Source organism: Lysobacter sp. ISL-50, assembly GCF_018612875.1.
GTDB lineage: Bacteria > Pseudomonadota > Gammaproteobacteria > Xanthomonadales > Xanthomonadaceae > Lysobacter.
On the sequence record NZ_JAGGRI010000035.1, the window covers coordinates 51,292 to 64,451 of the forward strand.

Here is a 13,160-nt window from a genome sequence, read left to right on the forward strand (position 1 = left end):
CAGGGCCGACGCGCCCCGCCGCGCCCCGAAGCTAGGGCGCGGCAGGGCGATGGGCGCGGTGGCCGGACGCTCAGCGGGCCGGTGCGATCGGGTTCGGACGTGGGGCGGACTGGAGAGATCCGGGCGTCGAACGGGCGATGCGGACGGCGTGGGGAGGGAAGGGGCTGAGCGGGCGTGGCCAGGACGCGCCGTGCGCGGGGTTACTTCGTCAGGATCAACTTGTCGTTGCGGGTGTGGCGCAGGCGGTAGACCTCGCCGCCATGGCGGATCAGCACCTCGCGCGCGCCGCGCAACAGCGCGGTGCTTTCGATCAGAACGCCCTGGGCGGCGGCGACGACGGCCGAGGTCATGGCGGCCGTGGCGGGTGCCGGGGCCACGGCGGCGACGGGCGCGGCGACGGCGCTCAGGGAACGATCAGTACGGGGCTTGAGCTGCAGCACGGGGTTGCGCAGAGACATGGCGGTGACTCGTTCGGGGGTGGGCTCCCGAATGATGATAATGATTCTCATTTGCCAGTCAACACGCAAATGCGGAAATTTGTGATCACCCGCCAAAACAGCAAAGTCCCGACCAAGCGGCGAAAAGCAGGCGCTGCGTAGTACTGGCAGCCACCGCGCCAGCCCCACCCCTCCAGACAACCCAAGCCCCAGCCGCACCCTCCTCAACCCACAGCCGCCTCCACCCGCTGCCAGCCGCCCTCATCCACCCGCCCCGCCAGCTCCAGCGCCTCCAGGTTCTGCAGCAACTGCTCGGTTCGGCTGGCGCCGAGAATCACGCTCGACACATGCGGATTGCGCAGGCACCAGGCGATCGCCAGCGGCGCCGGCGCGACCCCGAGCTCGGCCGCGACCGCGGCAAAGGCCGCGACCCGCTCGAACCGCCGCTGCTCGGGACTGCCGACCGCGATCCGGCGCAGCCACTCCTTGTCCGATTGGCCCAGGCGGCTGTCGCCGGCGAAACCGCCGCGGTGCTTGCCGGTCAGCAGGCCCGAGGCCAGCGGCGACCAGATCGTCGTGCCCAGCCCCAACTCGGCATAGAGCGGCGCGTATTCCAGTTCGACCCGCTCGCGATGCAGCAGGTTGTACTGCGGCTGCTCCATCGTCGGCGCGTGCAGATGATGGATGCGCGCGATCTTGTGCGCCTCGCGGATCAACGGCGCCGGCCACTCCGAGGTGCCCCAGTACAGCACCTTGCCCTGGCGGATCAGCGCGTCCATCGCCCACACGGTTTCCTCCACCGGCGTATCCGGGTCCGGTCGATGGCAGAAGTACAGATCGAGATGATCGACACGCAGCCGGCGCAGCGCATCGTGGCAGGCTTCGCTGACGTGCTTGCGCGAAAGTCCCTTCTGGGTCGGACGCGGTTCTTCATGAGCGCCGAAGAAGACCTTGCTCGACACGCAGTAACCATCGCGCGGCAGGCGCAGATCGGCGATCGCCTCGCCCATCACCCGCTCGGCCTCGCCGTTGGCGTAACCCTCGGCGTTGTCGAAGAAGTTGATGCCGTGATCCCACGCGGCGGCGATCAGCTCGCGCGCGGTGTCGCGGCCGATCTGCGCGCCGAAGGTAACCCAGGCGCCGAACGACAGCGCCGAAATCTGGAGGCCGGATGAACCCAATCGGCGGTATTGCATGCGAACGCTCCAATCGAACGGTTGATTGCGGGCATGCTACGCCGATGATCGGCGACACGAAGGGCGGCAGGCGGCAATGAGTTCGAATACCCGTGGCCTGATCGTGAGCCTGATCGCGATCGCCGTCGCATTGCTCGGCTGGCAGCTGTGGCGTTCGCGCGCGCCCGCCACCGTGGCGCCGGTCGCAACTGAGGCGCAAACGCCGCGGCCGTCGCCCGTCGTGCCGGCGGCGCAAGCCGACACGGCCGGCAAGATCGAACCGATCCGCGACGACTACCGCAATCCGCAATTGGCCGAGATCAAGAACCGCGCCGACGCCGGCGACAGCCGCGCCTCGTGCCAGCTCGGCATGGAACTGCTGCGCTGCACCGACACTTCGGCGGCCGAACAGATGCTGGCCGCGGCGGAAGAAAACGCGCGCCCCGATCTGCCGCCGGACCAGCGCGGCTACATGACCAAGCTGGAGAACCGCGCCCGCCGTGTCCTCGCCGAATGCCGCAACGCCCCGGCCGATTCGTGGAAACAGGGCAATCACTATCTGCGCCAGGCCGCGCTGGCTGGCGAGCCCGAGGCGATGTACCGCTACGCCCGCGGCGATTCGGTGCTGATCGACTACACGCACATGAGCACGCCCGAATTCGACCGCTGGCGCGCCGAGGCCGGCAACATGATGCAGCTCTCGTTCGAGGCCGGTTATCTGCCGTCGGTGTTCGATCTGATGGTCGCCTACAGCGACGATTCCTCGCCGCTGACCGGCATGATCGCCAACGATCCGACCAAGGCGCGGGCGATGCGGCTGTTGATCGGCCGCCTGTCCGGCAAACCCGCCGATCGCCCGGAATCGCGCTATGCCAGCCTGGAACCGGCGGCGACCGCGCTGGCTTCGCAGTGGCAGCGCGACTACTTCCCCACGGTGAAGCCGCCGATGGAGAAGCTGCCGCGAGTGATGCCGGCGGGCTTCGCTTCGCTGTATGCCGACGAAGGCACCGAGGCGCCGCCGTGTTCGCAATGAACCGATCGCGCGCCAGGCGCAAGGGCCGCGCCGCGCCTTAAGGCGCCGACGCAAGCCGGCCGGGCGGCGCTATGCGCGCAACGGCGAAAGCTTCTCATTTGCTGCGCGCGCCGGCCGATCCGCTACAATCGCGGCACTTTCCTCCTCCGGGGAGTAGCCCACCCGCGCACCGGCCCGATACACCGGCCCGTTTCGCGGGGACATGCGTCAACACACTTGGCCCACCGGCCATGGCGCGTGAGCGGCAGCCAGCGAGCGATCGCGATTCCAGGCCCAGCGCCGGAACCTGATCGCCGCCAGCGACCACGGGCAAGACCGAAGGCAGGCGTTGCGCGAAACCCGGGTCGGGCCGCGCGGCGTCCGCCTTCGCGTCCACGCGAATGCCCGACCCCGGAGTTGTCATGGATCTGTCCTTCCTTCCGGCCTGGGTCGTCGCCAGTGCTGTCTCCACCGGTACCGTCGCGCTCGCCGAAATCGGCGACAAGACCCAGTTGCTGGCCTTGCTGCTGGCCGCGCGCTTCCGCAAACCCTTGCCGATCATCGCCGGCATTTTGCTGGCGACCTTGCTCAATCACGCGCTCGCCGCCTGGTTCGGCACGCTGGTCGCGCACTGGCTCAAGCCCGAAGTATTGCGCTGGGTGGTCGCGGCGAGCTTCTTCGCGGTCGCGCTGTGGACGCTCAAGCCCGATCGACTCGATGAGAAAGACGCGCAGTTCTCCGCGCGCGGCGCCTTCATCGCCACCACCATCGCGTTCTTCTTCGCCGAGATCGGCGACAAGACCCAGATCGCCACCGTGCTGCTGGCGACCCGCTACGAACCGCTGTGGGCGGTGATCTTCGGCACCACCGTCGGCATGCTGCTGGCCAATGTGCCGGTGGCCCTGCTCGGCAGCCGCTTCGCCGACCGCCTGCCGCTGAAGACCGCGCGCTACCTCGCCGCGGCGGTGTTCGCGGCGCTGGCGCTGTGGGCGGCGGTGCGCGGGATCGGCTGATCGCGCCACGCGCCGGTCGCCGCCATCGGCGACCGGCGTCGTATTCCTGCGCCCTGGATGGGGATTGGAGCGCTAGCCGGCCGCGCTCTCGCGCTATGCTCGCGTCGCGGCGGCATGCCGCAGGGACGGGAACCGGGATGTACCAAGGCGTGGGCGGTCGGATACGCAACGTGATCGTGGCGCTGTTGTCGCGGCCGGATGAAATCATGCTGGAGATCGGCGCCGGCGGCGAACTGCTGGTCGCGCGCCTGCGCGCCGTGCTGGCGGCGATGCTGCTGCTGTTGCCGTTGTTCAACGCGATCGGCGGCGGCAGCGTCAAGGAAACCATGATCGGCCTGGGCGGGGCGATCTTCGTCAACGTGTTCTCGCAACTGTGGCTGGCGCTGGCGCGACGTCAGCGCCGCTATCGCTGGCTGCCCTTCTCCACCGCCGCCTTCGACGTGTCGGCGACCACGCTGGTGCTGGCGGCGTTGGCGGTGCAGCACCTGCCGGCCGGGCTCAACAGCCTGATCGTGTGGTGCGGCTATCTGCTCGCCATCCTGATGACCGCGCTGCGCAGCGACGGCCGGGTGACCTTGTTCGCCGGCGTGCTGGCGCTGGTCGAATACGGCCTGCTGGTGGTGTGGGTGTTCGCCGTGGCCGGCTCGCCCGAAGACCTGATGTCCAGCGATTACGGCGCGGTCACCCTGGGCTCCCAGACCCAGCGCCTGGTGTTGCTGGCGATGATGACGGTGGCGACCTCGATGGTGGTCTACCGCATGCAGCGGCTGATCGAGATGTCCGGCACCGACGGCCTGACCCGGCTGCCGAACCGGACCTGGCTGACCCACCGCATCCCGCGCCTGTTCGACACCGTGCGCCGCGACGGCGGCAGCCTGACCCTGGCCCTGATCGACCTGGACCACTTCAAGCGCATCAACGACGACTACGGCCACCGCCTCGGCGACCGCAGCCTGCGCCATCTGGTCGCGGTGCTGCGCGAGCAGTCCGAGCCCAGCGAATGGCTGGTGCGGCTGAGCGGCGGCGAATTCCTGCTGGTGATGCGCAAGCCGCTGGGCACCGCCTTCGAGGAGGTCGATGCGATCCGCCGCACCGTCGCCGAGCGCCCGTTCGAGCCCGGCCGCGGCGCCGAGCCGCTGTGGCTGAGCTTCAGCGCCGGCCTGGTGACCTTTCCGCAGGAAGGCGGCGACCTGTCGCGCCTGCTGCGCCGCGCCGATCTGCGCCTGCAGCGGGCCAAGCAGTCCGGGCGCAACCGGGTGGTGGCGCGGGATATCTGAACGATCCGGGGCCGCGATCGGGCCTTGTGTCGGTCCCGCGGCCCTCCAATCCGCCGTCCGCGCGGGCCTTGTCTCGCCGTCGCGTTCCATACAAAAACCGCCTCAAGCGTCTTTTCCGCGCTGCGCTTGAGGCCGCGCGCTGCGCCGCGGCTTGCCGCTGGGGCGGCCAGCCTCTAGTCTGCGCCGACTAATTAGACGTCAAAAAGCCGCCGGTGCTCCGGCGCCGGGGAGAGTGGAGTGGATTCGATTTCGCGCGTGGCCTTCGGCCTGTTCGGTTTGGCGGTGCTCGTAGGCATTGCGTGGTTGTTCTCGGTGAAACGCCGCTCGGTGGATTGGAAGCTGGTCGGCATCGGCATCTCCTTGCAGATCGCTTTCGCCGCGCTGGTTCTGTTGGTGCCGGGCGGCAAGGACGTGTTCGACGCGATCGGCAAGGGCTTCGTGCACGTGCTGGAATTCGTCGGCAAGGGCTCGGGCTTCATCTTCGGCAGCCTGATGGACGTCAAGCAGTTCGGCTTCATCTTCGCCTTCCAGGTGCTGCCGACGATCATCTTCTTCTCGGCCCTGATGGGCGTGCTCTACCACCTGGGCGTGATGCAGGCGGTGGTGCGCGGCATGGCCTGGGCGATCACCAAGGTCATGCGCGTGTCGGGCGCGGAGACCACCAGCGTCTGCGCCAGCGTCTTCATCGGCCAGACCGAGGCGCCGCTGACCGTGCGCCCCTACATCCCGAAAATGACCGAATCCGAGCTGATCACGATGATGATCGGCGGCATGGCCCACATCGCCGGCGGCGTGCTCGCGGCCTATGTCGGCATGCTCGGCGCCGGCGATCCCGAATCGCAGGCGTTCTACGCCAAGCACCTGCTGGCCGCTTCGATCATGGCCGCGCCGGCGACGCTGGTGATCGCGAAGATCCTCGTGCCCGAGACCGGCGAGCCGCTGACCCGCGGCACGGTCAAGATGGAAGTCGAGAAGAACACCGCCAACATCATCGACGCGGCCGCCGCCGGCGCCGGCGACGGTTTGCGCCTGGCGCTGAACATCGGCGCGATGCTGCTGGCCTTCATCGCCCTGATCGCGCTGGTCAACGCGCCGCTGACCTGGGTCGGCGAGCAGACCGGCCTGGCCGCCGCGATCGGCAAGCCCACCGACCTGTCCACCCTTCTGGGCTACCTGCTGGCGCCGATCGCCTGGGTGATCGGCACGCCGTGGCAGGACGCGACGCTGGTCGGCGGATTGATCGGCGAGAAGGTCGTGCTCAACGAATTCGTCGCCTACACCCATCTGGCCGATATCGTGAACGGCAAGGTCGCCGGCGCCTCGCTCAGCGACGAAGGCCGTTTGATCGCGACCTACGCGCTGTGCGGCTTCGCCAATTTCAGCTCGATCGCGATCCAGATCGGCGGCATTGGCGGACTGGCTCCGGAACGTCGCCAGGATCTGGCGCGGTTCGGCCTGCGCGCCGTGCTCGGCGGTTCGATCGCGACCTTCATGACCGCGACCATCGCCGGCGTACTCACTCACTTCGCCGGATAAGTTCGCATGAGCGACCTGCATTGCGGCCGCGTCGTCGTCGTCGGCTCGTTCAACGTCGACCACGTCTGGGCGCTGACCGCGTTGCCGCGCCCGGGCGAAACCCTGGCCGGCCGCTATCACACCGGGCCCGGCGGCAAGGGCTTCAATCAGGCCACCGCGGCGGCGCGCGCGGGCGCGGCGGTCAGTTTCGTCTGCGCGCTCGGCGAGGACGCCGGCGGACAGCTGGCGCACGCGCTCGCCGCCGGCGACGGCATCGACCTGCGCGATCTGCGCAGCGACGAACCCACCGGCACCGCCGGCATCTACGTCGATGCCGAGGGCCGCAACACCATCGTGATCGGCCCGGGCGCCAATGCCGAACTCTCGCCGGCCTTCGTCGGCGAACACGGGCAGGCGCTGGCGCGGGCGCGGGTCGTGCTGACCCAACTGGAAACCCCGGTCGAATCGGCCGAAGCCGCATTCGCGCTGGCGCGCGCCGCGGGCGCGTTGACCCTGCTCAATCCGGCGCCGGCCGACGCCGTCGCCAGCGCCGCGCTGTGGGCGCTGGCCGATGTGATCACGCCGAACGAAACCGAGTTCTGTGCGCAGTTGCAGCGCCATGCGGATACGCGGCTGGACCCGGATACGTTGGCGGGTTTGGCCGACGCCGAATTGCATGCGCATTGCCGGCGGTTGCTGCCGGACGGCAGCGTCGTCATCACCCTGGGCCAGTCCGGCTGCTTCGTTTCGCATGCCGACGGCGCACTGCGCGGCGATGCGCAGGCCTGCTATCGGGTCGCGGCGGCGGCGGTGCGCGCCGTCGATACCACCGGCGCGGGCGATGCCTTCAACGGCGCGCTGGCCGCGTCGCTGGCACGCGGCGGCGATGCCGCGTTCGCGGAGCATGTCGCCTATGCCAATCGCTATGCGGGCCTGTCCACCGAACGCGCGGGCGCGGCGGCGGCGATGCCGCGCGATGCCGAGTTGAAGGCGCGGTTCGGCTGAGTTTGGTGTCCGGTGGGCTGCTGGTTCGCGGGCTGCTTTCACCGCGTCTGAGACAAAAGCATCGGGCCTGAAGGCCCTCCCACAAAAGACCTCGCCAGCTTCGAAGCCTCTTGTGGGAGGGGCTTCAGCCCCCCGAAGTCTTTTGTGGGAGGGGCTTCAGCCCCGATGCCTTTCGCTCAGATCGCGCCGCCCACCCGCCCGCCCCTTTAAATTGAGAATGGTTCGCATTAGCATGCCAACCCTGTCGCAGTTTTCAGGCCCGCCTCCCCATGCCCCGCCCCCAGCTTCTCGCCAGCGCCCTGCTGGCCGCCCTCGCCGCGCCCATCGCCCATGCCGATGAGGCCAAGGACATCGATCGCGTCACCGTCTCGGCCAGCACCAGCCGCACGCCCAATTCGGAGGCGGCGCTGGCCAATACGATCACCGTGATCGACCAGGAGCAGCTCAAGCAGCAGCTGTCGGTCACGCAGGACATCTCGCAGGTGCTGGCCAACCTGATCCCGTCGTTCTCGCCCTCGCGGCAGAAGCTCACCAACGGCGGCGAAACCCTGCGCGGGCGCAAGCCGCTGTACCTAGTGGACGGCGTGCCGCAATCCACGCCGCTGCGCGAAGGCGGCCGCGACGGCCATACCGTCGATCCGGCGATGATCGAACGCATCGAAGTCATCCACGGCGCCAACGCGCTGCAAGGCCTGGGCGCGTCGGGCGGCATCATCAACATCATCACCAAGCGCGCGCCGCGCAAAGACGGCGAAACCTTCCAGGACGTCAGCATCGGCGCCAGCACCGCGCTGCCGAACCGCGGCGACAGCGTCGGCTATCGCGCGTCGTATCTGTTCGGCACCCGCAAGGGCGCGTTCGATTTCGTCGGCGGCGTCTCCTACGCCAGCGAAGGCCTGTACTACGACGGCCGCGGCCATGCCATCGCGGTCAACGATATCCAGGGCGACCTGATGGACGCGCGCAGCAACAACCTGTTCGCCAAGGCCGGTTGGGACATCGACGATCGCCGCCGCCTGCAGCTCACCGCCAACCGCTACGAGCTCAAGGGCAACAACGACTACATCACCGTCAACGGCGATATTCGCACCGGCTTGCTGGCGACGTCGGCGCGCGGCAGCCGCGAAGGCCAGGGCGCGCGCAACCGCTCGACCTCGCTGGTGCTGGACTACACCGACAAGGCGCTGGGCGGCGGTTTCTTCAACGCGCAGTTGTTCTGGGTCGATTTCAAGGGCCTGTACGGCGCCACCGATTGGGAAGATTTCTGGCGCGACGGCCGCGACCTGCACTGGTGGGACCAGTCGCAGAACGTCTCGGAAAAAACCGGCGGCAAGTTCAGCTGGTCGCGCGACAATCTGTTCGACCAGCGCCTGCGCGTGACCCTGGGCCTGGACTGGAACCGCGACAAGACCTATCAGGAACTGGTCGTCGCCAAGCTCAAGTGGGTGCCGCAGACGCAGTACGAATCCTGGTCGCCGTTCGTGCAGGCCGAATGGTGGATCAGCGACAAAGTCATGCTGACCGGCGGCGTGCGGCATGAGCGCGGCACGCTGGAAGTCGGCGATTTCACCACCATTCCGGCCAACGCCGGCGGCAGCCGCTTCGTCCGCGGCGGCTCGCCCAAGACCCGCGAAACCCTGCCCAATTACGGCATCGTGTTCGAAGCCACCGATGCGTTGAAGTTCTACGCCTCGTACTCGGAAGGCTATACGGTGGCCGACATCGGCCGCGTGCTGCGCGGCATCACCACGCCGAACCAGAGCGTGGACAAGCTGGTGGATCTGTCGCCGGTGGTGTCGGACAACCGCGAAATCGGCGTGGACTTCGACAACGGCCGCTGGCTCGCGCATCTGGCCGGGTACTGGTCGGATTCCGACCTGGGCTCGCGCCTGGCCTTCGACCGCAACACCCAGAGCTATTTCGTCGTACGCGAACGCACCGAAATCCGCGGCATCGAAGGCAACATCGCCTTCCAGTTCTCCGATGCCGGCCGTATCGGCGTGGGTTACGCGCAAGCCAACGGCCGCTACGACAGCGACGGCGACGACCGCGTCGACAGCGACCTGCCGGGCATCAACATCAGCCCCGACCGCATCACCGCGTTCTGGGACCAGACCTGGAGCGACACCGTCTCCACCCGCCTGCAAGGCAGCCGCGCGCTCGATCGCGATTTCGATCTCAAGGGCGTGCGCGTGGCCAGCACCGACGGCTACACCACCGTGGACCTGCAGGCGCGTTTCAAGCTGCCGCTGGGCCAGTTGAGCGTCGGCGTGGAGAATCTGTTCGACGAGCAGTACGTGACCTATTACTCGCAGAGCACGCCGCGCAACGACACCTTTGTTGCCGGCCGCGGCCGGGTGTTGAGCGCGAGCTGGTCGCATCGCTTCTAAACCGCCCACACGAATCCATCGCCCAGCATGAGCACGAGCCAGGCATCGCAACGACCCAAGCCGCGCCTGCGCTCGGCCTTGAAATGGCTGCATCTGTGGCTGGGGCTCAGTGCCGGCACGGTGTTCGCGATCGTCGCGCTGGCCGGCACCGTGCTCGCGTTCCAGCGCGAGCTGGCGCTGTGGGCGTACCCGCAATTGCAGCGCGACGCCGCGACCACGCCGGAGCAACGCAGCCGCGCGCTGGCCCGCATCGTCGGCCAGTGGCAAACGCAGGGCATGAGTTCGCTGGATCTGCCCTCGCCGCAGTTTCCGGTTTGGCAAGGTTATTTTCCGGATAACGAACGCCGCTATTTCGATCCGGCCAGCGGCGAGTTGCTGCTGACGCGCAACACCGACAACGATCTGGTCCTGTGGCTGCGCGATCTGCACATCCATCTGCTGTCGGGCAAGACCGGCGAACAGGTGCTCGGCGTGGTCGGCATCCTCGCTTTGTTCATGCTGCTCAGCGGCCTGTATCTGTGGTGGCCGCGCTGGTCGGCGCTGGCGGCGAGCCTGAAGTGGTATCGCGGGCCGCCGACGCGGCGCTGGTTCAGCTGGCATCGCGGCATCGGCCTGTGGCTGCTGCCGTTGACCTTGCTCGCGGTGTTGACCGGCGTGTCGATGGTCTACGACGATGTCGCCCGCGGCGCGCTCAGCACTGCGTTCGGCGACCGCGAACCGCCGCCCAAGCCGCCGAAACTCGCCGCGCGCGACGCGCCGATCGATTGGGGCGGGGTGCTGCGCGCGGCTGAAGCTGCGACCGCGCCGCACGCCGGCCTGCCCGGCGCGCAGCTGCGCCGCATCAGCCTGCCCAAACCCGGCAGCGGCCTGATCGCGCTGCGTGCGCGCGCGGTCGGCGAATGGCACCCGGTCGGACGCAGCATGGTCTGGATCGACCCGTATCGCGGCGATGTGATCGGCACGCTGGACGCCACCGCGCAGGAGCGCGGCGTGCGCACCTTCGATGCGATCTATCCGTTGCATGGCGGTTTCGTCGGCGGCCGCGCGTGGCAGACGCTGATCGCGCTGACCGGGCTGCTGCCTGGGTTCTTGCTGATTACCGGGTTCTTGTTCTGGCGGCGCCGCCGGAACCGTTGACACCTGAGCGCAACGCACCGCAACCTGCCCCTCGACCGGTTCGGCTTCACAACCGCGTTTTAAGAACGTGTAACTCGGAAGTCATACCCGTCCGCCCCAAGGCGGCCACAGCGAGGGATCGAACATGGCAGGCAAGTACGTCATCAGTAAGCAGAGCAACGGTGAATTCCACTTCGTTCTCAAGGCCGGCAACGGTCAAGTCATCCTCAGCAGCGAGAGCTACAAGGCCAAGGCCTCCTGCATCGAAGGTATTGATTCGGTACGCAAGAACAGCCAGATCGACGGGCGCTATCAAAGCAAGACCGCGTCTGACGGCCGTGAATATTTCGTCCTGATCGCAAGCAATGGCCAGGTGATCGGCACCAGTCAGCTGTACAAGGCTGGTGACAGCCGCGAAAACGGTATCGCCTCGGTCAAGGAAAACGGTCCGTCACAGACTCTGGAAGACAATACGGTCTGAATTGCTCCGTTTCCGCGCGCAACGCGGAAACGCAGACCAGGAGGCGGCAGGCTATGCTTGCCGCCTTAACCGGCCCTACGATCATTAGCGTGGCTGCTCCGTCGGCTCCGATTGCACCGGCCCGGCGCCATGCCACCGGGACCCACCGAGCCTTCAACTGGTCTGGCTTACAATGCCGCCATGCGCATCGGCCCCTATTCCCTCGCCCCGCGCGTGATCCTCGCGCCCATGGCCGGGGTCACCGACAAGCCGTTCCGGGTGCTGTGCAAGCGCCTGGGCGCCGGGCTGTGCGTGTCGGAGATGACCACCAGCGATCCGCGCTTCTGGAGCACGGCCAAGTCGCGCCACCGCATGGACCACGACGGCGAGCCGGACCCGGTCAGCGTGCAGATCGCCGGCACGGTGCCGCGGATCATGGCCGACGCGGCGCGCTACAACGTCGATCACGGCGCGCAGATCATCGACATCAACATGGGCTGCCCGGCCAAGAAGGTCTGCAACGCCTGGGCCGGTTCGGCGCTGATGCGCGACGAAGGCCTGGTCGCGCGCATCCTGGAAGCGGTGGTCAAGGCGGTCGAGGTTCCGGTCACGCTGAAGATCCGCACTGGCTGGGATCACGACCAGCGCAACGCGCCCCTCATTGCCCGCATCGCCCAGGACGCCGGCATCCAGGCGCTGGCGGTGCATGGCCGCACCCGCGATCAGCAATACACCGGCACCGCCGAATACGACACCATCGCCGCGATCAAGGCGCGGCTGTCGATTCCGGTGATCGCCAACGGCGACGTGGACGGCCCGCGCAAGGCCGCCTTCGTGCTCGCCCAGACCGGTTGCGATGCGGTCATGGTCGGGCGCGCGGCGCAGGGCCGGCCATGGATTTTCCGCGAGATCGCGCATTTCCTGGCGCATGGCGAAGAACTGCCGCCGCCGTCGCTGAGCGAGGTGCGCGACATCCTGCTAGGCCATCTGCAGCATCTGCACGCGTTCTACGGCGAGCTGTCGGGCGTGCGCATCGCGCGCAAGCACCTGGGCTGGTACGCGAAGGACCGCCCCGAAAACGCGGCGTTCCGCGCGGTGGTCAATCGCGCCGATTCGGCGGAATTGCAGTTGCGGTTGACGCGCGATTACTTCGACGCGCTGGTCGCCGGGGTGACGCCGGAGCTGTCGGCCGCGGCCTGAATCGCGAGCGGCGGCCTCGGCGCGCCTTCGCTTATTTCTTGTGCTTGTTCTTTTGTTTGGCGTACTCGTCCGGCGTCTGCCCGTGCTGGGGCACGGCCGGGAACTGCGGCACCCTGCAGCCGGGCGCTTCTTCGAGCAACAGCACGGCGACCACGTTGGGATTCAGATCCTTGGTCGCGCCGGTGGCCGCGTCCACGCCGGCGCCGACCAATCCGCCGATCAGCAGATTGCCGGCCAGCCCGGCCGCGCCGCCGCTGCCCACTTCGCTGCGCACCTGCGCCGTCGCCTGACGGTAACCGGACTTGCACAGCTCCACCGCCACCGGATGCTTGCGCTTGAGTTTGAGCGTGCACGGCGTGGTGCAGCGCTCGCCGTTGGACAGCGACACGGTCGCCCCGCCCGGCAGGCTGTCGATGGTCAGGGCCTGGGTGGAGCCGCGCGCGAAGGTCGCGCAGCCGCTGCCGGCCAGCGCCGGCAAGATCGCGATCGCCGGCGCGAGCCGGCGCAGAAGGGGGTGCATGGGGGACAGACCTCGGAGGAATCGGCGCGCTTTCGCGACG

Annotated in this window: 12 protein-coding genes; 9 read left to right on the plus strand and 3 right to left on the minus strand. The window is 68.1% G+C overall.

Annotated features, from left to right (window positions below):
• Positions 1–200: 200 nt before the first annotated feature.
• Positions 201–458 (minus strand): hemin uptake protein HemP, encoded by a 258-nt coding sequence (locus tag J7J50_RS24915; protein ID WP_251044535.1) that lies wholly within the window; start codon positions 456–458, stop codon positions 201–203.
• Positions 459–661: 203 nt separating this feature from the next.
• On the minus strand, positions 662–1,633 hold the full coding sequence (locus J7J50_RS18920) for an aldo/keto reductase (protein ID WP_215056634.1): 972 nt from the start codon (positions 1,631–1,633) through the stop codon (positions 662–664).
• A gap of 76 nt (positions 1,634–1,709) precedes the next feature.
• Here J7J50_RS18920 and J7J50_RS18925 point away from each other — a divergent pair, with 76 nt between their 5' ends.
• The 9 genes from J7J50_RS18925 (at position 1,710) to dusB (ending at position 12,600) form a co-directional block, all read left to right on the plus strand.
• Positions 1,710–2,645, plus strand: a complete 936-nt coding sequence (locus tag J7J50_RS18925) for a hypothetical protein (protein ID WP_215056633.1) — start codon at positions 1,710–1,712, stop codon at positions 2,643–2,645.
• Between the two features lie 401 nt (positions 2,646–3,046).
• Positions 3,047–3,637 (plus strand): TMEM165/GDT1 family protein, encoded by a 591-nt coding sequence (locus tag J7J50_RS18930; RefSeq protein ID WP_215056632.1) that lies wholly within the window; start codon positions 3,047–3,049, stop codon positions 3,635–3,637.
• A gap of 137 nt (positions 3,638–3,774) precedes the next feature.
• Complete coding sequence (locus tag J7J50_RS18935) at positions 3,775–4,914, plus strand: GGDEF domain-containing protein (protein ID WP_215056631.1); 1,140 nt, start codon at positions 3,775–3,777, stop codon at positions 4,912–4,914.
• A gap of 237 nt (positions 4,915–5,151) precedes the next feature.
• Positions 5,152–6,450 (plus strand): nucleoside transporter C-terminal domain-containing protein, encoded by a 1,299-nt coding sequence (locus tag J7J50_RS18940; protein WP_215056630.1) that lies wholly within the window; start codon positions 5,152–5,154, stop codon positions 6,448–6,450.
• 6 nt (positions 6,451–6,456) lie between these two features.
• A complete protein-coding gene (locus J7J50_RS18945; RefSeq protein WP_215056629.1) occupies positions 6,457–7,434 on the plus strand; it encodes a ribokinase in 978 nt (325 codons plus the stop codon).
• A 269-nt stretch (positions 7,435–7,703) separates the two neighbouring features.
• On the plus strand, positions 7,704–9,824 hold the full coding sequence (locus J7J50_RS18950) for a TonB-dependent receptor (protein ID WP_215056628.1): 2,121 nt from the start codon (positions 7,704–7,706) through the stop codon (positions 9,822–9,824).
• Positions 9,825–9,851: 27 nt separating this feature from the next.
• The gene (locus tag J7J50_RS18955) at positions 9,852–10,961 is read left to right on the plus strand and encodes a PepSY-associated TM helix domain-containing protein (protein ID WP_215056627.1); all 1,110 of its coding nucleotides are present in this window, start codon (positions 9,852–9,854) and stop codon (positions 10,959–10,961) included.
• 124 nt (positions 10,962–11,085) lie between these two features.
• On the plus strand, positions 11,086–11,421 hold the full coding sequence (locus J7J50_RS18960; protein ID WP_215056626.1) for a YegP family protein: 336 nt from the start codon (positions 11,086–11,088) through the stop codon (positions 11,419–11,421).
• Positions 11,422–11,601: 180 nt separating this feature from the next.
• Positions 11,602–12,600 (plus strand): tRNA dihydrouridine synthase DusB, encoded by a 999-nt coding sequence (dusB, locus tag J7J50_RS18965; protein ID WP_215056625.1) that lies wholly within the window; start codon positions 11,602–11,604, stop codon positions 12,598–12,600.
• Between the two features lie 31 nt (positions 12,601–12,631).
• Here the strand turns inward: dusB and J7J50_RS18970 are convergent, their stop codons facing one another.
• Positions 12,632–13,120 (minus strand): PEGA domain-containing protein, encoded by a 489-nt coding sequence (locus J7J50_RS18970; protein WP_215056624.1) that lies wholly within the window; start codon positions 13,118–13,120, stop codon positions 12,632–12,634.
• Positions 13,121–13,160 lie beyond the last annotated feature (40 nt).